Here is a 19,571-nt window from a genome sequence, read left to right as displayed (position 1 = left end):
ATGAGTTTGAACGAGAAGCCCACTGCCGTTTCCTTCGCATCGTGCCTGTTGGCAGGCATCTCAGTAGTTACACGGCTTTCTTCGGAAGGATGCGCGAACGTGTTACTGATGCCGTGCGTCGCTCACGGGGCTCCCCGGCGATGTCCATGGACCGGCGCCTGCCTTGCCGACTCCTCCGGCGATGGCTACGGCGACGTCAGTAGAGCGAAGGTAGCGTTCGTGCGATCGCATCATTGAAGCGATCCAGCAGTGGTTCGAGGCGCTTGCTGTGCTGTTCCGCCTCATCGAGACTCTTGGCCCAGATTGAGTCCCCGGCTGCTTCCTGAAGCTCCATGGCCAGCGACCGGATCTCTTCATTGAAGACCCGAGCCCGGGATGACTTCAGTAGCAGCAAGGCCGTGGACCATCCGACGGCTGTTGGCGTCTCCCAGTGCCGAGCAGGCCACTGCCCCATCTCTTTCGCGATGGCGATGGCCCTGTCGAGCTCCTCGTACGCGGCTTTGATCAGGTCGGCTACTGCGGTCTGAAGGGTGAGGATGCTGTCCCGCTGGAAGGTGTCGCGTGCCAGCCGGAGGTCGCGCTCGTACTGTCGATCGCTTTGCGCTGCCTCGCGCTTGCCCTTCTGGCGTTCCGCGTAGATTGTCACGATTGCCGTGATGATGGAGCCCACCAGGACTCCTATTAAGCCAGCAAGGGCCTCGCTCATGTTGGCTCTCTTCTCTCAAGCGTAATCAACGGGGGCTTCGGCAGGCTGACGGCAAAGCCGGCATGTTCGCCGGTCGATCACGATGAAGTCCAGCAGCTGCACTTCTCGGAGAATCTAGACGTACGCGTTGCGATGCTTGCAAGTCCGGCACGATCAGGTTCTCGTGAGTACTGATCGCAGGATGGCCATTGCATCGATGATGCTGGTGATCACACGGTCAGCATGACGTTCTTGGCCCGGTCAGGTTCCCTGTGCGAGGTAGGCATACGCCTCCGATCAAGAGTTCATCAACCGGCTTGGCCGGCGTGTAGCGTTCGCGGACGCTGGCGAAAAGGTGAGCTCTGTGGCCGTCGCAGCAACGCCGCATCGAGGTCGATGAGCGTTCTGTCGAGGTCGAAGAGGATGGAGAGCTGCACGGCTTCACCCTAAAGACGATCATCGCTGCTGCGACAGTGCCTCAACGAATCTCTAACTGACCTCGGGTAACACCGCCAAGATCATCCCGTGTATATCCCGTGATCATGGTCCGATGGCTGCATACGGATGCCCTCGGCCGCCTCCGGTGGGCTCGGCAAGCAAAAGACCGGCGATCGAGAAATCGCAGGTCAGGCGCCGATATGGCTGGTGGAGAAGAGTGCCCCCGGCAGGATTCGAACCTGCGGCACCCGCTTTAGGAGAGCGGTGCTCTATCCCCTGAGCTACGGAGGCGGACTCCCGTAAGCCTAGCGAAAGTCCGGCACTGTGTGGGCCATGGGGGCGGGCGACTTTGGGGGCGTGAGCATGCGTTGTGGGAGCCGGTGCTGTCTCAGCGGGTTGGTCCGGGGTTGCTGTCGTGGGGGGCCTGCTTCACTGCGAGGTCGCGGGCCTGGTGGGCGGGTGGGGTCATGGGTGGTGTGAGGGGGCGTAAAGGGATGGCGGTGATCGGGTCGGGCGGCTGCGGGGCTGGCTAACGTCGGGCGGGTGACCAGAAGGCGGCGGCAGGACGTGCATCGACGGCCCGTGGTGTTGGGGGCGGCGTTGGTGGCGCCGGTGATCTTGGCGGGTGGGTTGCTGGCCGGGGAGCTCACCGGGTACGAGCACGCCGGGATGCGGCGGGAGTTGAGGACCGTTGCTGACGGCGGTGACGTGGCGATCGAGGCGGTCCTGATGCCGGCTCCTGCGCGCGCTGAGCGGCGGTATGAGCGGGTTGTTCCGCCGCCTGCTGTTATGCGGGAGCGTGCTCGTTCTCGGGCGGAGGTCGCTCGCGCGCCTGAGGTCATGCCGGTCTCTTCTGCGCCGGAGCTGGGTGTTGTGGGGCGTTCCTCGCGTGGGGCGCGGGCGGATGCGGTTGGGGTGGACGCGATGTCGCCCGGAGGCGCTGAGCGGCGGGGTTCTGGGGAGGCGGTGGATGGGGTCGCCACGGCCCAGGGGGAGGAGTGTCCGGGGGAGTGGGTGGACACGTGGCTCTGGGAGGTCTGCCGGGAGCGGGAGCAGGAGCGGGCGGTGGCGGCTGAGGGGGGCGACGATGGGGCCTCCGCGGATGCGTCGTGATCAAGCATGTTCTTCCCTCGTTGGCGCCGCCCTCGTCGCTCCTGTGCCTCCGTGGCTGCGCGTCGCATCGTCCGGTTCTGCTGCTGGGTTGTGCCGTCGCGTCGTGTCCTCCGGTCTCGCGGTTCGGTTGTTCCGTGTGGCCGCACTGTTGTTCCCGCCGCTTGGTCGTGCCGCTCGGCCGCGCTGTACTGTCGCGTCGCCTCGTCGTACTGTCCGGATCGGGCTGTACGGACGCGCCGCTCCGCTGCATCGTCCGGGCGGGGCTCACTTGCGTCGGCCGGTCGCTTCACCCGTTCATGTGGGCCGGCCGGGGGGCGTCGTCCGGTCGTGTGACTGGTCGGGGCGTTCGGTCGCGTCTCCGTGTGGGGGGAGATGTGGTGGCGGCCGTGAGGCTGGGAGGGCTGGGTCAGGACTTCCCGGCAGTGGTCTTCGGATCTTTCTGCGTCTAGGTGGGGTTGGCTGGGCGTGGACCTGCTCGGGGGTGCTGAGCCCCTATCGGGTGTCTTCGGTTGACGACGGGCGAACCGCGCTGGAGGCGTGAGCGTAGTTCACGATATGGGGGCGTGATCTCGCTGGAGGGGCGTTCGGGCCGGTCCAGGCGGGGTGGGCGTACAAAGTGCGCTTTTGTGACATAGCGGGTCGCCGGAGTTCGGTCCGGGCACTCCAGGGCCTGTAGTAACGTGCGTGCCTGACCCGGGTAACGAGTTCGCAAACGGAGGAGTCGGACGTGCCATCCCCTCGATCAGCGGGTCTGATCGCGGTCGTCATGGTGATGGCTTCTCTGACCGCGACGCCTTCCGCTCAGGCCGAAGTCGCCGAGCGCGCCGGCCGTACGGAACGGGTGGAGAACAAGGACCCGGCCGATCTCACCGCGCTGCGGAAAGAGGCCGAGAAGTCGGCCAAGGAGCTTGAGGACGCCACGAAGGCTCTGGAGAAGCGCCGGGCCGACATCGCCGCGGCGGAGAAGGACCTGAAGGCCAAGCTGGACAAGCTCCAGGAGGCCGACCGGAACCTCGCGCGGATTCGCAAGCCGGTCGCGCAGATGGCGGAGTCGCTGTACCAGCAGCCCCTGGGGGGAGACGGGGTCATGCCGTTCCTGTCGGGCGACGCCAGTCCGAACACGTTGCGGGCGATGACGTACGCGATGTACATGGTCGACGTCAAGCAGCAGACGGTGGAGAAGACCGCGGTGCTGGCCAGGGAGGCGCAACGGCTGGCGGCCGAGGCGCAGGAGATCAGGGCGAACAACCTGCTGGCCGAGGCGCAGATGGCGGCCGAGGTGGACACGCTGCGGCAGCGTTCCGACAAGATCGTGAAGTCGCTGACCGCTGCGCTGGTGAAGCTGGGCATCAAGATTGACAAGGTGGGGCGGGCGGCCCTGAGTTGCAACCCGTTGCGGGCCGCTACGGCGAACTCCTTCCCGAACGGGCTGATCCCCAAGGCCATGTTGTGTCCGTTGCAGCAGAAGGGGCACAGTCTGCGGGCCGACGCCGCCATCGCGTTCGTCAGCCTGAACGAGGCGTATCGCCGGCGGTTCGGCAAGCAGATGTGCGTGACCGACGCCTACCGGAGCCTGGCGGCGCAGCAGTCGGTGTACTACCGGCGTCCCGGGTTCGCGGCGGTGCCTGGGCGTAGTAATCATGGGCTTGGCCTGGCCGTGGATCTCTGTGGTGGGGTCGAGAGGTACAAGTCGGTGGAGTTCGTGTGGATGGAGCAGAACTCCAAGAAATACGGGTGGTTCCATCCGGCCTGGGCCTACAGCAGCCCGTTCGAGCCGTGGCACTGGGAGTACGACCCCAAGATCGACTCGCTGTTGTAATCCCTCTTCCCCAGCTCTGACGCATTACCGCGTTGATCCTGTGTGGGTCCTTCGGGAGGGAAGGGGCAGTCAGTCCTCGATGAGGACGGCTGATAGTTGGGACAGCGCGGTGTTCGTGCTGGCCAGGTCGAAGGCTGCCGGGTCGAACTGTTCGGCTGAGTCGAGGCCGAGCCATTCCAACCTGTCCTCGTGCTCCTCGTGGGTGGGATCGGCGAGGATCTCCAGTAGATAGTCATAGCCCCAGATACCGCCACAGTCCTCGGGTGGGCAAGCGCGACGCCCGGTGAGGCATCGTGGGTAGGCGATACCCGGCTCGGCCGGTGTAACGGCCTCGACGAGGATGGTGTGTTCCCAGTCGTCGCCGAAGTCGTAGGTGTAGCCAATCCGGCCTTCGGGTGCGGGGAGGACCTGATGGAGCCGTTTGGCCGCAGCGCTGGCGATTCGCAGTTCGCGGTCGGCGACGCCGTAACGGCCTATCGGGGTTTCGAAGACCCACATGTGGTAGTCCTCCCAGCCGAACGCGGCTTGCAGGACGGCGTGCAGGTTTTGCAGCGTGATGGCAGAAGGAACTTCCAGCCGCCGCCAGATCGGTGGCCGTGACCCGGCCAGGGTGACCTTGATCCGGTGGATGGTGGGGGCGGCGGAAGTATGTCTGGAGGTCATGACGGCATCTTGCCGGACCGTTTCCGGAGCACGTTCACCATAGCCGGAAATGATCGAATGATCGGCTGTGGCCAGCCGATCCTGGACGCCACGACGTGCAGCTCATTCACCATGACCTGGACTGACGAACAGCGCATACCGCTGGAGCAAGTGGCTCGCTCGCGCACGAGCCGCTGCGCCGCATCCAGCGGGCTCAGCCCGACCTCAGCTGTGTACGCGCCGGCCAGATGCCGGTGCTCCAGCGATGCGATCTCAGCGTGGGGTGATGTGGTCCCTGCTTGGGAACGTGGCGTCAGCCCGGGTTGAGGTGGTCTGCAGCCGGTTTGATGGTGATGGAGAGGCGGCCGGAAGCCTGAGCTGCTGCCAGGCGGCCTGCCTGGTCGGGGGTGGTGGCCAGGACCAGTAAGGCGTCGTGGTCGTCCGTCGTCTTGGGGACGGTGATGACCATGACGTCGTCCGCCACCAGTTGGGCCGGCTGGTCTTCCCAGGCCACCAGGACGCCGATGGTCGAGCCGGGGGAGACCAGGCTTGCCACGTCGGCGTCGGCGATGCGGACCGGGGTCGCCACCGTGCCTGCCGGGAGCCGGAGCGAGTGGAGCAGGCGTGCGTCGGTGAGCGGTTCGCCACGGCGCATGGGGCCGGCCAGCACTCGGCCCACCGCCCCCGTTCTCAGAGCTCCGTCGGGTGCCGGTGTGAGGGATACGGCGCGCACGTCGCCGGGACGCAGGAGCCCAGGCCGCAGGTCGCGGGCGGCGACCAGGATGGGAGGCGATGTCTGGGGGCGCATGGCCGCGTAGCCGAGCAGGACGGCGAGGCCGGCCAGGACGGCGGCGATGAGGCGACGTCGGCTGCGCCTGCCCCATCCGCCGGATCCGCCGGATCCGCCGGTCTTGCGGCCCCAGCCGCCGGGTTTCCGGCCCGGTCCGCCGCTCCTCTGACTCCGTCCGCCTATCCTCTGGCCTGGTTTGCCGGTGTTCCAGGCCTCATCGCCGTTCCTAAGGCTCAGCTTGCCGGTTGTCTCGTCCCATTCGTCAGTCCTTCGGCCCCACGCGCCGGTCGGCCGGTCTTGTGTGTCTGCTCCCGGGGTGGATTGGCTTGGGGGCGACGGCGCGAGGGCCGGTAGGCCGGTGGTCATGGCAGTTCGAAGGGGAGTGTGAGGCCGTCCAGGGCGGAGCCGCAGGAGCACATGCGTTCGGTGGGCAGGGCTTGGACCGTGTCGGCCACCAGGGTGCGCATGCGCGCCACGTTCTGTGCGAAGAACTTCAGCACCTCCTCGTGCGTCACGCCTTCGCCCGCCTCGACCCCGGCGTCATGGTCGGTCACCAGCGACAGGGACGTGTAGCAGAGCGCCAGCTCCCTGGCCAGGATGGCCTCGGGGAAGCCGGTCATGCCGACGATCGTCCAGCCGTTGGAGGCGAACCAGCGCGACTCCGCCCGCGTCGAGAACCGGGGCCCTTCGATGACCACGAGGGTGCCGCCGTCGACCGTGTCCCAGCCGCCGGATCTGGCCGCATCGACAGCGACCACGCGGCCCGAGGGGCAGTACGGGTCGGAGAAGGAGACGTGGACCGCGCCGCCCGCGTCGTAATAGGTCTGCACCCTCCCGGACGTACGGTCGACGAGCTGGTCGGGGATGACGATCGCGCCCGGCCCGTGCTCGGCGCGCAGGGATCCCACGGCGCTGGGGGCGAGCACCTGCCGCACGCCCAGCGAGCGGAGTGCCCACAGGTTGGCTCGGTAGGGGATGCGGTGGGGCGGGAAGCGGTGGTCGCGGCCGTGCCTGGGGATGAAGGCGACGGAACGCGACCCGATCCGTCCGACGGTGACGACGTCGCTGGGCGGGCCATAAGGGGTGGCGAGCTGGATCTCCTCCGCGTCGTCCAGCAGGGAGTAGAAGCCGGAGCCGCCGATGACGCCGATGTCTGCGCGAGTGAGCATGGCGCTGAGATTAGCCGGGACCGGCGGGTGGGGAGGGTGGGTGGAACGGCGTTCTGTGGACGAAGGAGGCGGCAGAACGGAGTTCTGTGGATAAGCGCCTTAGCGTGGAGTGATCATGAGATTACGGTCAGTAGGATCGGCCCATGCGGCGAAGAGGTATCGCGATCATCATCATCGCGCTCATGCTCGGCATGCTGCTCGCGGCGCTCGATCAGACGATCGCGTCCACGGCCCTGCCGACGATCGTGAGTGATCTGGGCGGCCTGGAAGAGCTGTCCTGGGGCGTGACGGCTTATCTGCTGGCCTCGACCGTTTCCACGCCGCTGTGGGGCAAGCTGGGCGACCAGTTCGGGCGCAAGCACCTGTTCGGGCTGGAGGGCAGCGGCGCGGTCGTTCGCCAGCCCGCCAGCTCGGCGGGTCGGCGGTCGGTGATCGGTGGGCGTGATGTCGCGACCTCGAAGACGTGGAAGTTGTCGACCAGGCAGCGCTGCCGCCAGCATCGCGCAACCGCACTCGTGCAGGCCAGCAGGTCCTCGAGGCTAGGTGCGGCTGGCGTCGTCTCAGGGCGGCCCGAACTCGTAGTCCGTTCAGGGCGGCCCGAACTCGCAGTCGGTCGAATGGGCCATTACTCAGGATGGGAGGGCTGGGTTCTGGGCGGCCGTGATCGTCCTTCCATGATGGGCGCCACAAGCATCGGGCGGTCGAGCATGTCCGGTGTGAACGACACTCCAGTGACCTTCGCCGCCAGGGCGAAGCCTCTCGGCACGGCGGTGTAGTGGTTGTCCTCCCAGACGGCGTGCCACGCGGCCTCGCCCTCCGGCTTGTCCAGTCCCATGCCCAGGTCCCGCATGAAGCCGTTGAGCCGGTCAGGGGCGGAGCCGTAACGCTCGTACGGGTGCCGCAGCCGGTAGCCGGTGACGATCGTGCCATCGATCGCGTACTCGAAGCTGTGCTCGGCAGCATAGTCGTGCCTGGTGACCGCCAGCACCTCGCAGCCTCGCGACAGCTTGGTCACCACCTCGTGGTCCGTGGCCATCCAGCCGTAGGGCTCAATGGCCACGCACCACTCGCCGGCCTGGAAGACGCCCACGTAGCCGCCGCCATCACCACCATCCGTCTCATTGACGAACTCGTAGACCTTGTCGTCGAGTCCGCCGAAGTCCGACTCCTGGCCGGTGTCCTCGCCGCGGCTGAAGCGTCGCACCACCTCCGCAGGGGTGAGCCCGCGGAGGAAAGCCACGCTGAAGATCACGCCCAGTGGGCCGCCGCCTTCGTCTTCGGACACGTCGAGCCACCGGAAAGGGGCTAAGGGGTCGGTTGCCGGCATGCGGGCCATGGTGGCAGGCCGCCCCGACACTCAGTCGGATCTGGCAGCCACCGATGCATGGCGCCAACGTTCAACAGGGCCGGTTGCGGTCCCGTCGGGGTTTGCCGCCGATCGGAGCGACGGGATAGTGAGAGCCGAGGAGCCCTCATCCAGTCGCATCCTGAAGCGGCTGGGAGGAGGATGCAAAGGCTCCTTGGTGGCGCCCCTGCGGCGGCCGCCGCGCGCGCCGCCTTCGGCGCCCGCAATGCCCCTATGGCGGTCGTGAGATCGATCAGCGCGGAGCTGTCAGGTGGTCGTTTCGGGTGACGGTGAGCCGGGCGTCCACAGTGGCTGAGTATGGAGGGAAGCGGACTGTGCGGCTATATGCCGTCGAAGGGCGGCCACCTCGTCGCCGAGGGCTGCGAGATCTTCCCTGATCTCGTTCCGGAGCTGAGTGACGTCGTGGGTGATGCCGATCATCGTGGCAATGATGCCGTCAGTGATGTGCACGCCTGCTTCGAGTGCCCGCACGCGCGACATCAGGTCGAGAAGATGCGCTTCTACGTCCACGTATTCCTGCCTTTGCAGAAACGAGGAAGGGTCTCCTGTGGCGGTGAACCGGCCAGGGCCCACTATGTGAGCGCACAGTGACAGATGGTTGACCCTTGTGGCAGGCATCGCTCCTGGCCGCAGGTGTAGTTCTTTGTCCCGCAGCTGAGGTTCTTTCTCCCCCGGGACAAGATCTCGTGTGAGGCGGGGACCGCGAATAGGTCCTTGCCCTAGAAAACGGGTCAGCTGTGCCCGTGCCTGAAGGGGCGGATCTGCCAGGGCGGGCTTGAAGGAAACGGATCAGATGGGTCCGTACCGCAGAGTAGGGATCTGCGGCTGTGAAGTGCAGCGGAGATCGCCTATACCGCGATCGCACGGGCGTCCGTGCATGTGTCGGTTCGGATCGTCCCTCCCGACACTTCCGATACGGGCGCAGTGCGAGACGACGTCCTCGCCTTCCTGGCGGGACAAGCAGGAGAATCGACGTTGAGCTGGCTTGAGATGGGTGTGCGTCGGGACAGGACCGACGGCGGCTCACGTCGTCTATGCACGTCACCGGCCCAGCAGCTCATGCGTGCCTTGTTGCCGGGCTCGGACGACTTCTGCCACGAGGGCCGAATGTGAATCCGGCTCAGCGGCTTGGGGGGCGCGCTGAGCCAGTGTTCGCGTGTGTGCCGGGGGTTCCGGTTTGGGTACGGACTCCAAGCGCGGATTCGAGGACCCGCTTGTCGTCCGGGGTGGCCTGCCCTGCTGAGGCCAGCTCCTAGTGGCGGCCGTTACCGGGGTCGAACTGAATCAGTTCGTGGCGGCGGCTGCTGCGGGGGTTGAGCTGGAGGAGGACGAGGACGACGACTCGCTCTTGCTCGACTCGCTCTTGCTCGACGACGAGGAAGAAGAGGACGAGGACGACGACGAAGAGGCGGGGGAAGAGGACGACGACGAGCGGCTGTCCGTACGGTAGAAGCCCGAGCCCTTGAACACGATGCCCACCGCCGAGAACACCTTGCGCAGGTTGCCCTGGCAGGCGGGGCAGACGGTCAGCGCGTCATCGGTGAACTTCTGGACGACCTCGAGCTGCTCACCGCAGTCGTTGCAGGCGTACTGGTAGGTCGGCACGCGCTCCTCCTTCAGGCTTGCTTTGGCACTCGAGCTGTGCGACTGCTAATGGTAACCGATCCGGTCAATCGGCTATTCCAGTACCTGGGCGATCGCTCGTCGTACGAGGTCACTGCGACCTCAGTGCGACCTGGGCGGTTGGGCGGTCTCGTGCTCGCGGTCCGGCCTGGTGAATGTTCCGGTCTGTGCTGGTCGTGCCACGGGCCCCGTTACTCCAGGCCGCGTTCGCCGTACCAGCCGGCCAGTTTGCCTCGGCGGCTCACTGCCCGCAGTCGTCTCTCCACCTGGTCCCGGCAGGCCGCCGTGGTCACCACCAGGAGCTGGTCGTCGGTCCGGACGCGGGTGGTGGCCGACGGGACGAACGACTTGCCGTCGCGGACCACGAGCGTCACCTGTGCCCCCGCCGGGAGCCGGAGTTCGAAGACCTCAACGCCGTGCAGCCCGGAGCCGGGCGGGATCCGTATCTGCAGCAGGTCGGCCTGGAGCTCTTCCAGCGGCGCCGCCTCGACCTCCAGGTCGTGGGCCTCGCCCGGCGCGGCCACGCCCAGCACCCGGGCCACGAACGGCAGCGTCGGGCCCTGCAGCAGCGTGAACACGATCACGATGATGAACACCTCGTTGAAGATGTCCTTCGACCCGTACACGCCCTCCGCCCAAGGGATGGTCGCGAGCACGATCGGGATGGCGCCGCGCAGGCCCGCCCACGACAGGAACGCCTGCTCCCGCCAGCTCACCTTCGCGACCCGCGCCACCCGGGCCAGCACCGAGCTGAACAGTACGGACGCCGGGCGGGCCAGCAGCACCAGCACGGTGCCGGCGATCAGGCCGGGCACGATGGCCGACGGCATCTCGTTGGGGCTGGCCAGCAGCCCCAGCATCACGAACAGCCCGATCTGCGCCAGCCATGCCGCTCCCTCGGCGAAGCCCCTTGTCGCCGCCCGGTGCGGCAGCCGGGAGTTGCCGAGGATCAGCGCCGTCAGGTAGATCGCCAGGAAGCCGGAGCCGTGCAGCAGCACGGCACCGCCGTACGAGACGAAGGTCAGCGCCAGCACGGCGATCGGGTACAGGCCCGAGGCGGGCAGGGCCACGCGGCGCAGCGCGTACGCGCCGGCGGGCCCCACGGCGAGGCCGACGGCGGCGCCGATGACCAGCTCGACCCCGGTCTCCAGCAGGAACATGCCGATCGACGGCGTCGTGTGGGCCGTGGCGCTCAGCAGCACGACGGCGATCACGGTCGGCGCGTCGTTGAAGCCGGACTCGGCCTCCAGCACGCCCGCCAGCCGGGGCGGCAGCGGCAGCCGGCGCAGCACGGAGAAGACGGCGGCGGCGTCGGTGGGCGCCAGCACCGCGCCGAGGATGAGCGCCGTGATCGGTTCGACCCCGAGCAGCAGGTGGACGGCCAGCGCCAGCACCGCGATGCTGACGGCGACGCCGACGGTGGCGAGGATCAGCGCCAGCGGCACCGCCCGGCGCACGTGGCTCCAGGTCGTGGTCAGACCGCCCTCGGCGAGGATCACGGCCAGGGCGGTCATGCCGATCTGCTTGGCCAGGTCGGGGTTGTCGAACGGGATGCCGACCCCGGCCTCGCCCAGGACCAGTCCGAACCCCAGGAACAGCAGCAGGCTGGGCAGCCCGCTGCGGTGCGCGACCCGTACCGAGGCGATGGCGGCGATGACGATCGCCGCACCGATCAGGAGCCAGACATCAAGTGGCATCTGGCCCCCTCTCGCACGTTCGGTCACATAAGCCTAGTGAGTTCCCGAGGGCTGATCGCCCAGCGCACCCGCTGGTCATGCGGCTCGGAGGGGACGTTCTCGACGAGTTCGCCGGGGTGGAGCAGCGCGACAGTCGGGACGTTGGGGCCGACGCGGGCCAGGGCGCGGTCGTACGAGCCGCCACCGCGGCCCAGGCGTACCCCGGTGAGCCGGTCCACGGCCAGCGCCGGGACGATGACCAGCGCGGCGGTGCGGATCGCGTCGACGCCGCGGCGTGTGTCGACCGGCTCCATCACCCCGTACCGCCCCGGCGCCAGGGTGTCGGGGCCGTCGTACACCGCCCAGTCGAGGTCGTTGTCCTCCTTCAGCACCGGCAGGATCACGGTCGCGCCGTGCTTCCACAGCGCGTACACCAGCCCGTGCGTGCCCGGCTCCGTGTCCATCGACCAGTAGCAGGCGACGAGCCCGGCCATCTGCACCCACGGCTGATCGAGCAGCGTTTCGCGTACCTTGGAGGCGTTCGTCCGTAGTTGTTCGGGGGAGAGTGAGGCACGTGACGACATCACTTCCCGGCGCAGGTTCAGCTTGTCCACAGGTACCTCCACTAGGGTCTACTCATGGCTGACTTCGACCCTGTGACGAAAGCCGTCGTGCCCGCCGCGGGTCTGGGCACCCGGTTCCTTCCGGCGACCAAGGCGACACCCAAGGAGATGTTGCCCATCGTCGACAAGCCCGCCATCCAGTATGTCGTCGAGGAGGCCGCCTCCGCCGGGCTGCTCGACGTTCTCATGGTGACGGGCAAGAACAAGCGGTCGATCGAGGACCACTTCGACCGCGCGTTCGAGCTGGAGGAGGTGCTCGAAGCCAAGGGTGACGAGCACCGGTTGTCCCAGGTTCGCGAGCCCGCGTCACTTGCCACGCTGCACTATGTACGGCAGGGCGAGCCCAAGGGCCTCGGTCACGCGGTGTTGTGCGCCAAGCAGCACGTGGGCGACCACCCGTTCGCCTGCCTGCTCGGCGACGACCTGATCGACTACCGTGACGCGCTGCTCAAACGCATGATCGAGGTGCGCGACACCTACGGCGGCAGTGTGATCGCGCTGATGGAGGTGCCGAAGGAGCAGGTCTCCCTGTACGGCGTGGCGACGATCGAGGCTACCGACGAGTCCGACGTGGTACGGGTGACGGACCTGGTGGAGAAGCCTCCGGTGGACGAGGCGCCGTCCAACTGGGCGATCATCGGCCGGTACGTCATCGACCCGGCCGTGTTCGAGGTGCTGGAGAACACCCCGCCCGGCCGCGGCAACGAGATCCAGCTCACCGACGCGCTGCGCACGCTCGCCGGCCGCGGATCCGGGGAGGGCGGGCCGGTCCACGGCGTGCTGTTCCGCGGGCGCCGCTACGACACCGGCGACAAGCTGGACTATCTGCGCACCGTGGTGAAGTTCGCGGCGGACCGGGAGGACCTGGCGCCGGACTTCGTACCGTGGCTGCGCGAGTTCCTCGACGAGCTCGGCTGACCTCGGCGGGGCGGGGGATCTCGATGAGGGGGAGCGAGTGATCTCGATCGACAGTGCACAGGCGCGAACGGTCTCGGTGAAGCGGAGTGGGGGAGCTCGGTGAAGTCGGTCGACGCGCATCTGGCCGAGATCCTGGCCACCGTACGCCCGCTGGCGCCCCTGGAGCTGGAGCTCGAACGGGCGCTGGGCGCGACGCTGGCCGAGGAGGTGTCCTCGCCGGTGCCGCTGCCGCCGTTCGACAACTCGGCCATGGACGGTTACGCGGTGCGGGCCGCCGACATCGCCGAGGTGCCGGTCACGCTGCCGGTGATCGACGACGTGGCCGCCGGCTCGAACCAGTTGCGGGCGGTCGGGCCGGGGCACGCCGTACGGATCATGACGGGTGCGCCCGTGCCCGCCGGCGCCGACACCGTCGTGCCGGTGGAGTGGACCGACGGCGGCACGGTCACGGTCACGATCGAGCGCACGGCGCCTGAGGGCAACGCGATCCGCAGGGCCGGCGAGGACGTGCGGGCCGGCGACGTCGTCCTGGAACCGGGGACCGTGATCGGCCCCGCCCAGCTCGGGATCATCGCGGCGGTGGGCCGCCGGCGCGTGATGGCGCGTCCGCTGCCGCGGGTCGTCGTGCTGTCGACCGGCGCCGAGCTGGCCGAGCCGGGCACTCCGCTCCAGCCCGGCCAGATCTGGGATTCCAACAGCTTCGCCCTCACCGCCGCGGTCCGCGCCGCCGGCGCCGAGGGGTTCCGGGCGCCCACCGTGGGCGACGATCCGGGGGCGTTCATCGACCAGCTCGACGCGCAGCTCCTGCGCGCCGACGCCGTCATCACCAGCGGCGGCGTGTCCATGGGCGCGTACGAGCCGGTCAAGGAGGCGCTGTCGCCGCTCGGCACGGTCAGGTTCGAGAAGGTCGCGATGCAGCCGGGCATGCCTCAGGGGTTCGGCGTCGTGGGCGAGGACCAGGTGCCGATCTTCGCGCTGCCCGGCAATCCGGTCTCGTCGTTCGTGTCGTTCATGCTGTTCGTACGGCCGGCGTTGCGGAAGATGCGCGGCCTGGAGGCCGGGCCGCCCAAGACCGAAACCGCGTACGTCGTCGGCCCGTTGAGGTCGCCGGAGGGGCGGCGGTCGTTCCTGCGCGGTGTGCTCGACGAGGACGGCACCGTGACGCCGGTACGCGGACAGGGGTCGCACCAGCTCGCGGCGCTGGCCACGGCGAACGCGCTCATCGTGGTGCCCGAGGACGTGACGGAAGTGCCGGCGGGCACGGCCGTCGAGGTGATCCCCCTGTGAGAAGGTGACCTTTGGCGAGTGAGTTCACGCACCTGGACGAGACGGGTGCGGCACGGATGGTGGACGTGTCGGGCAAGGACGTCGGAGCGCGCGCGGCCGTCGCCACGGGACGCGTGCTGCTGTCGCCGGAGGCCGTGGCGCTGCTGCGGTCGGGCGAGGTGCCCAAGGGTGACGCCCTGGGCGTGGCGCGCATCGCCGGCATCATGGGGGCGAAGCGGACACCCGATCTCATCCCGCTCTGCCACCCGATCGCGCTGCACGGCGTGAAGGTGACGCTCGACGTCGAGGACCAGGGTGTCGCGATCACCTGCCGGGTGAAGACCGCCGACCGTACCGGCGTGGAGATGGAGGCGCTGACCGCTGTGTCGGTGGCCGCGCTCGCGCTGATCGACATGGTGAAGGCGGTGGACCCGGCCGCGGTGATCACCGACGTACGGGTGGAGGAGAAGACGGGCGGCAAGACCGGCCACTGGACGCGGCCATGACGCGCGTCCTGGTGGTGACGGTGTCGAACCGGGCCTCCGCCGGGGTGTACGAGGACCGGTCGGGGCCGCTGCTGGTGTCCCTGCTGGAGGAGGCCGGGTGCTCCGTGGACGGGCCCGTGGTGGTGCCCGACGGCGAGCCCGTGGAGACGGCGCTGCGTGACGGGGTCGAGGCCGCGTACGACGTGATCGTGACGACGGGCGGGACGGGACTGACGCCCACCGACCTCACTCCGGAGATGACCGCTCGGGTGATATCTCGGGAAATTCCCGGCATAGCCGAGGCGATCAGGCAGGCGAACCGCGACAAAGTGCCCACCTCGATTCTGTCCCGCGGCCTCGCCGGCCAGGCCGGACGTACGCTGATCGTCAATCTCCCCGGCTCCACCGGAGGCGTACGTGACGGCGTCGCCGTCCTCGCTCCCGTCCTCGGGCACGCGGTGGAACAGATCAACGGCGGCGATCACCCGCGCTCGTCCTGATCCGTGGCGGCGGCGTCCCTGATAGGGGGATGATGAGGGGGTGGATCGACTTCGTGGCTGGCCGGCGACCCTGGAAGAGGGGCCCGTAGGCCTCCGGCCGCTGCGGCTGGCCGATGTGCGCGTGTGGCGCGACACCCGGGTGCGCAACGCCGACTGGCTGCGCCCCTGGGAGCCCAGCAACCCGGAGACGCCGCTGTTCCGTACCGGTCTGGGCCCGTACGTCTCCATGGTCGGCACCCTCCGCCGCGAGGCCAGGCAAGGCCTGGCGCTACCGTGGGTGATCACGTACGGTGGCCGGTTCGCCGGACAGCTCACCGTCGGCGCCATCGTCTGGGGGTCGGCCCGCTCGGCCCAGGTGGGCTACTGGATCGACGGCGCCGTCGCCGGCCAGGGCATCACCCCGACAGCGCTGGCCATGGCCGTCGACCACTGCTTCTTCACCACCGGCCTGCACCGCCTGGAGGCCAACATCCGCCCCGAAAACCAGGCCAGCCGCAGGGTGGTTGAGAAGCTCGGATTCCGGGAAGAAGGCATTCGTCGCCGCCAGCTCCACATCGACGGAGCCTGGCGCGATCACATCTGTTACGCGTTGACCGTCGAGGACGTCCCCGGCGGCCTGCTCGTGCAGTGGCGACGCGCTCGCGAGTCGGCCTCTCACGGCGGGTCTCCGGTAGAAGAGGTTTGACGATCTCGCGACACACCGCACCGAATGCTCGTCAATCAGTGACACGCGGTCTTACGGTGCGTGACGTGAGCACATCGAAGACGCCGACGACACACGGGTGTCTTCGTCGTGCCTGGAGGTGGCCGTGAGCAGCGTCCTCCTCTATCTCGCCATCGTCGTCATGTGGTTGTGCGTGCTCGTGCCCATGTGGCTGCGCCGCGACAAGACCAACCTGGCCGAACTGGCGGAGCTCGAAGAGTACTACACCGGCGAGCACCAGTTGCCCGACCTCGAGCGCCTGGAGGCCCAGGAGGGGGGCGGCTCGAGTGGCGCCTTGGGCACCGCGTTGGGGGCCGCCTTCGTCCCGCCGCCCGGTGTGGTGGAGGGCGAGCGGGTGGACCCGCGCCAGTTCCGCGCCAAGCGCCGCGCCATCATCGTGGCCCGGCGCCGCCGGCTGCTCTTCTTCACCGCGCTGCTGGTGATCGCCTCGGTGGTGACGGCCGCGGTCAAGATGATGCCGTGGTGGGGGGTGGCGCCCTCGGTGGTCGTCGCGCTGTCGTACCTGTTGTTCCTGCGCATCGCCGTACAGGTGGACCGGGAACGGCGCACGCGCGCCGCCCAGGCCCGCGCGGAACGCACCCGCCGCCTCCGCGAGCAGCGCGAACGTGTCGCCCGCGAGACGGCTGAGCAGGAACGCGCGGAGATCATCGACCTGTCGGCGCGGCAGGAGGATGTCCTGTTCGACCAGTACGCGGAGCCGCCGAGGCGCGCGGTGGGTGACTGACTTGGGGTTTGGGGTCAGAGGGTGGCGCGAGGACCTCTGAAGGTTTGCTAATCTGGTCGAGGTTCTTGGGGATGTAGCGCAGTCCGGTAGCGCACTTCGTTCGCATCGAAGGGGTCAGGGGTTCGAATCCCCTCATCTCCACCCAGGTCAAAGGCCGCTTCCAGAGCATTGGAAGCGGCCTTTTGCGTTGCTGAGTGACTAACTGAGTGACTACAGGTCCCGGAAGATCCGGTCCATCGCTTCGGCGCCCTCCAAGAGGGCGGGGCGGAGCTGCTTGCGGTAGACGGTTTCGGTGACGCTGGTGTTGCGGTGCCCGACCAGGCGAGAGATGGCCTCGATGGGCATGCCGGAGTCGGAGAGCATCGAGACGAAGCTGTGCCGCATCTCGCGCGGCGTCCACTCTTGCGCGTTGAGGCCGGCCTTCTTGAGGACGGCTCGGAACGAGCGGCGGACGTTGTGCGAGTCGAGTTCCGTGCCGACCTTGGACGCGAAGACGAGGTCGTTGTCCTGCCATCGGTCGCCTGCCGCCTTCTTGGCCACCTCCTGTCGCTCGCGGTGGAGCTTGAGGGCTTCCGCGCAGCGTTTGGGCATGGCCAGTGTGCGGCGGGATTTGCGGGTCTTCGTGTCGCCGCCTTCCCGTACCGAGTGCCAGACCATAATGACGGGCGGCGTCTCGTCGAGGTTGACGTGTGACCAGGTGAGCGCCCGCAGTTCCTCCGTGCGTACGCCGAGCAGGAGCGACAGGACGATGTACGCGTGCAGGGCGCTGCCCTCGGATGCCTTGAGGACGGCTTCGGCCTGGTCCAGCGTGAGCGACTTGGACGGCCTGCCTTCTTTGCCTTTGGGGATCTCGCAGAGCAGGACCACATTGCGCTTCACCTTGTCGCGGGCCTGGGCGCGGGAGACCGCTCGGACGAGGATCGAGCGCAGCTCACGCAGAGTCCGTGTGCTGAGTTCCTTGGCCTTGTCGGCGAGCCAGCGGTCCACGTCGTCCGCAGTCAGGTCGACGAGTTTGCGGGCGCCCAGGGCCGGGATGATGTGCTTGCTCGCGAGGATCGTGCACTTGTCGACGGTCGCGAGGTCGCGTCCACTGAGCCCGAATTCCAGCCAGTTCTGAACGGCGTTGGCCACCGTGTAGCCGGTCGCGGTGACCAACAGCCCGTCTTCGTAGTCGCGAATGATCTGCTTGAGCTTGTCCTTGGCGGCGGTCTTGGTCTTGCCGCTGGCCTTCTTGACGATGCGCTTCCCGGCCGGTGTGTAGCCGACCGTCACTGAGGCGATCCAGCGTTGCCGTGCCTCGTCCCAGTGCAGTCCGCCGTCCCCGCGGCTGCGGCGCTTGGTCATGATGCCTCCTGCTGCAACAGCGTGATGTACTCGGCGAGGGCGGTCGCGGGGATCAGACGGGAACGGCCCTGCTTGACGGACCGCAGGCGGCCGGAGCGGAGCTGTTCGTAGATGACGCTGCGGCTCATGCGGAGCTTCTGCATGGCGTCGGGGATGCGATAGAGCTGCGTGTCATCGGCCATGCTCGTCTCCTTTGCTGCTGATCGAAGCGGCGAGTGCGGACTCTCCGGTGGTGAAGCCCTGGCCGCCGTACTTCCAGCGGGCCAGGACCAGGGCGTTGGCCGGGTCGTACGGGAGGCGGTCGTGGTCGCGGGCCTGGCGGTAGTCCAGGCGGACGCGGCGTAGGGCGGTGAGCGTGGTGGAGTAGGCGCGGCTCTTGGTGGAGAAGTGGCCGCGGAAGCCGAGCATGTGGGCCCAGCGGCGGAGCCGCAGCGGGGCGAGGTCGGGATGGGTCTCGGGGTTGCCGAGGTCCCAGGCGGTCCGGATCAGGCTGGCGGCGTGGTCGGTGACGCCGTACTGGTCGAGGCGGGCGAGGTCGTGGTGCCGGACCGGGCGGTCCAGGGTGCCGGAGGTCTCGGCGGCTTTGGTGGCGTACTTGGCGACGTAGCCCGCTACGGCGGCTTCGGAGATCGTGGTGTCGTCTGCCGTGTTGGACTGGATCGGGCGGACATCGACGGCGCCCCAGCGGAGCGAGAGTGAGCCGTTGCCGTACGGGTGGGGCAGGTCGATGCGCACGCGGTGTGCGGCGGGTGGGATGGCGTCGGTGAGCAGGTCGACTGTTGCCCAGGGCGGCGGGGCGGTGATGTCGCCGTCCGGGGTGCGGCCGTCGAGGCGGACGACGGCGTGGAAGTGGACGATGCCGCGTGCCTGGTACTCGGCGACCTTGGCGAAGGACAGCCGGAGTTGGCGGCTGAACTGGACGCGGGTGAGTCCGGCCGCCGTGCCCAGGTGCCGGCGGAGGTAAATGCCGAAGCGGTGCCAGAGGACGCCTGCGTGGGCGTTCCACAGGACGTGGCCGACGTAGTCGTAGGTGTCGGGGTCGAGTGGTTGGCCGATCTGGCGGTCGTCGGCGGGGTGGCGGGTGAAGCAGGCCGGGCCGGTGCGGCGTGGGTGGCAGACGTCTGACTGGTTGTGCTTGTCGGGTCCCCGGTGGACGGGGCCGAAGCTCGGGGCGGTCAGGGTTGCCAGGAGGCGCGGGTGGCTGCTCACGGTGGCCGGGACGCCTTTGTCTCCGCCGAGCAGGCCCGCGCGGATGAGGTGGAAGGTGTCGGCGCGGTAGGTCTCGGCGCAGGCCGGGCAGCGGGAGGCGCGGCGGTTGCCGCAGCGGACGAGCAGGTGTCCGTGGGGCTCGTGGTCGGTTGTGTAGTGGTGCAGCAGTTCCCCGGTTGTCGGGTCGAGGGCGGAGACCTCGCCGACCAGGCGGACGGGGGCGGAGCAGCCGCGCAGCCGTTCCACTTGGTGGAGCCAGCGGTTCAGGTCGCGGCCGGAGCGGCGGGCCAGGTCCCGGATGACCGGGCCGACCAGGTCGCCGATGACGATGGGCTGTTCGGTCACGTGTCCTCCTTCCTGGGGCCGGGGTGGTCTGCGGTGATGGGTCGGTGGCGCATACTGGGTTGTCCTTTGCGAGTGAGCGAAGGGAGGCGCCCCGCGGAGCGGCGAGCTGGCC

General features: G+C 68.4%; 19 protein-coding genes, 2 tRNA genes and 2 pseudogenes. 10 read left to right on the top strand and 13 right to left on the bottom strand.

Going from position 1 to position 19,571, the window contains the following annotated elements; genetic code table 11:
* Nucleotides 1-196 precede the first annotated feature (196 nt).
* Entirely contained in the window at nucleotides 197-670 is a 474-nt protein-coding gene (locus AB0H81_RS06670) for a hypothetical protein (protein WP_358370179.1), read from the bottom strand.
* Nucleotides 671-1,341: 671 nt separating this feature from the next.
* Nucleotides 1,342-1,414, bottom strand: a tRNA-Arg gene (locus tag AB0H81_RS06665).
* Between the two features lie 1,594 nt (nucleotides 1,415-3,008).
* Between AB0H81_RS06665 and AB0H81_RS06660 the strand changes: the two genes are divergently transcribed.
* Nucleotides 3,009-4,055: a D-alanyl-D-alanine carboxypeptidase family protein gene (locus tag AB0H81_RS06660; protein WP_358370176.1), complete on the top strand. Its 1,047-nt coding sequence runs from the start codon at nucleotides 3,009-3,011 to the stop codon at nucleotides 4,053-4,055.
* Nucleotides 4,056-4,124: 69 nt separating this feature from the next.
* On the opposite strand, the gene AB0H81_RS06655 is transcribed toward AB0H81_RS06660, so the two are convergent.
* From AB0H81_RS06655 to AB0H81_RS06645, 3 genes are all read right to left on the bottom strand, one after another.
* Nucleotides 4,125-4,718 carry a plasmid pRiA4b ORF-3 family protein gene (locus tag AB0H81_RS06655; RefSeq protein ID WP_358370174.1) on the bottom strand — a complete coding sequence of 198 codons (594 nt, stop codon included), beginning with the start codon at nucleotides 4,716-4,718 and terminating at the stop codon, nucleotides 4,125-4,127.
* Nucleotides 4,719-5,010: 292 nt separating this feature from the next.
* Nucleotides 5,011-5,505 (bottom strand): SAF domain-containing protein, encoded by a 495-nt coding sequence (locus AB0H81_RS06650; RefSeq protein WP_358370171.1) that lies wholly within the window; start codon nucleotides 5,503-5,505, stop codon nucleotides 5,011-5,013.
* Nucleotides 5,506-5,849: 344 nt separating this feature from the next.
* Nucleotides 5,850-6,656, bottom strand: coding sequence for an S-methyl-5'-thioadenosine phosphorylase (locus AB0H81_RS06645; protein WP_358370168.1), 807 nt, complete (start codon nucleotides 6,654-6,656; stop codon nucleotides 5,850-5,852).
* A gap of 143 nt (nucleotides 6,657-6,799) precedes the next feature.
* On the opposite strand from AB0H81_RS06645, the pseudogene AB0H81_RS06640 reads away from it, so the two are divergent.
* Nucleotides 6,800-7,024, top strand: a pseudogene (locus AB0H81_RS06640) (MFS transporter); the annotation flags it as partial.
* Nucleotides 7,025-7,087: 63 nt separating this feature from the next.
* Nucleotides 7,088-7,180: pseudogene (locus AB0H81_RS06635) on the top strand (IS5/IS1182 family transposase); the annotation flags it as partial.
* A gap of 101 nt (nucleotides 7,181-7,281) precedes the next feature.
* Here the strand turns inward: AB0H81_RS06635 and AB0H81_RS06630 are convergent.
* From AB0H81_RS06630 to AB0H81_RS06610, 5 genes are all read right to left on the bottom strand, one after another.
* Entirely contained in the window at nucleotides 7,282-7,941 is a 660-nt protein-coding gene (locus AB0H81_RS06630; RefSeq protein ID WP_358370165.1) for a DUF6461 domain-containing protein, read from the bottom strand.
* A 327-nt stretch (nucleotides 7,942-8,268) separates the two neighbouring features.
* The gene (locus tag AB0H81_RS06625; RefSeq protein WP_358370162.1) at nucleotides 8,269-8,532 is read right to left on the bottom strand and encodes a hypothetical protein; all 264 of its coding nucleotides are present in this window, start codon (nucleotides 8,530-8,532) and stop codon (nucleotides 8,269-8,271) included.
* Between the two features lie 774 nt (nucleotides 8,533-9,306).
* Nucleotides 9,307-9,627: an FmdB family zinc ribbon protein gene (locus AB0H81_RS06620; RefSeq protein WP_358370160.1), complete on the bottom strand. Its 321-nt coding sequence runs from the start codon at nucleotides 9,625-9,627 to the stop codon at nucleotides 9,307-9,309.
* 209 nt (nucleotides 9,628-9,836) lie between these two features.
* Entirely contained in the window at nucleotides 9,837-11,342 is a 1,506-nt protein-coding gene (locus tag AB0H81_RS06615) for a potassium/proton antiporter (protein WP_358370157.1), read from the bottom strand.
* A 23-nt stretch (nucleotides 11,343-11,365) separates the two neighbouring features.
* The gene (locus AB0H81_RS06610; protein ID WP_358370154.1) at nucleotides 11,366-11,935 is read right to left on the bottom strand and encodes a 5-formyltetrahydrofolate cyclo-ligase; all 570 of its coding nucleotides are present in this window, start codon (nucleotides 11,933-11,935) and stop codon (nucleotides 11,366-11,368) included.
* A gap of 24 nt (nucleotides 11,936-11,959) precedes the next feature.
* Between AB0H81_RS06610 and galU the strand changes: the two genes are divergently transcribed.
* The 7 genes from galU (at nucleotide 11,960) to AB0H81_RS06575 (ending at nucleotide 16,702) form a co-directional block, all read left to right on the top strand.
* Entirely contained in the window at nucleotides 11,960-12,862 is a 903-nt protein-coding gene (gene galU / locus AB0H81_RS06605) for a UTP--glucose-1-phosphate uridylyltransferase GalU (RefSeq protein WP_358370151.1), read from the top strand.
* Between the two features lie 99 nt (nucleotides 12,863-12,961).
* The gene (gene glp, locus AB0H81_RS06600; protein ID WP_358370149.1) at nucleotides 12,962-14,149 is read left to right on the top strand and encodes a gephyrin-like molybdotransferase Glp; all 1,188 of its coding nucleotides are present in this window, start codon (nucleotides 12,962-12,964) and stop codon (nucleotides 14,147-14,149) included.
* An 11-nt stretch (nucleotides 14,150-14,160) separates the two neighbouring features.
* Entirely contained in the window at nucleotides 14,161-14,634 is a 474-nt protein-coding gene (gene moaC / locus AB0H81_RS06595; RefSeq protein WP_358370146.1) for a cyclic pyranopterin monophosphate synthase MoaC, read from the top strand.
* Nucleotides 14,631-15,113: a MogA/MoaB family molybdenum cofactor biosynthesis protein gene (locus AB0H81_RS06590; protein ID WP_358370143.1), complete on the top strand. Its 483-nt coding sequence runs from the start codon at nucleotides 14,631-14,633 to the stop codon at nucleotides 15,111-15,113. The genes moaC and AB0H81_RS06590 overlap by 4 nt, the downstream gene beginning before the upstream one ends.
* Before the next feature lie 40 nt (nucleotides 15,114-15,153).
* Nucleotides 15,154-15,798: a GNAT family protein gene (locus AB0H81_RS06585; RefSeq protein ID WP_358370140.1), complete on the top strand. Its 645-nt coding sequence runs from the start codon at nucleotides 15,154-15,156 to the stop codon at nucleotides 15,796-15,798.
* Nucleotides 15,799-15,922: 124 nt separating this feature from the next.
* Nucleotides 15,923-16,561: a hypothetical protein gene (locus AB0H81_RS06580; RefSeq protein WP_358370138.1), complete on the top strand. Its 639-nt coding sequence runs from the start codon at nucleotides 15,923-15,925 to the stop codon at nucleotides 16,559-16,561.
* Between the two features lie 67 nt (nucleotides 16,562-16,628).
* A tRNA-Ala gene (locus AB0H81_RS06575) sits at nucleotides 16,629-16,702 on the top strand.
* A 69-nt stretch (nucleotides 16,703-16,771) separates the two neighbouring features.
* Here the strand turns inward: AB0H81_RS06575 and AB0H81_RS06570 are convergent.
* From AB0H81_RS06570 to AB0H81_RS06560, 3 genes are read right to left on the bottom strand one after another with little or no spacing between them, the layout of a single operon-like run.
* Complete coding sequence (locus tag AB0H81_RS06570; RefSeq protein ID WP_358370136.1) at nucleotides 16,772-17,905, bottom strand: tyrosine-type recombinase/integrase; 1,134 nt, start codon at nucleotides 17,903-17,905, stop codon at nucleotides 16,772-16,774.
* A complete protein-coding gene (locus AB0H81_RS06565) occupies nucleotides 17,902-18,087 on the bottom strand; it encodes a helix-turn-helix domain-containing protein (RefSeq protein ID WP_358370135.1) in 186 nt (61 codons plus the stop codon). The genes AB0H81_RS06570 and AB0H81_RS06565 overlap by 4 nt, the downstream gene beginning before the upstream one ends.
* Nucleotides 18,077-19,459: a replication initiator gene (locus AB0H81_RS06560; protein ID WP_358370133.1), complete on the bottom strand. Its 1,383-nt coding sequence runs from the start codon at nucleotides 19,457-19,459 to the stop codon at nucleotides 18,077-18,079. Before AB0H81_RS06560 ends, AB0H81_RS06565 begins: the two co-directional genes overlap by 11 nt.
* Nucleotides 19,460-19,571: the final 112 nt, after the last annotated feature.

It is taken from the genome of Nonomuraea sp. NPDC050691 (assembly GCF_040654455.1).
Lineage (GTDB): Bacteria > Actinomycetota > Actinomycetes > Streptosporangiales > Streptosporangiaceae > Nonomuraea.
This window is presented reverse-complemented; position numbering and strand designations above follow the sequence as displayed.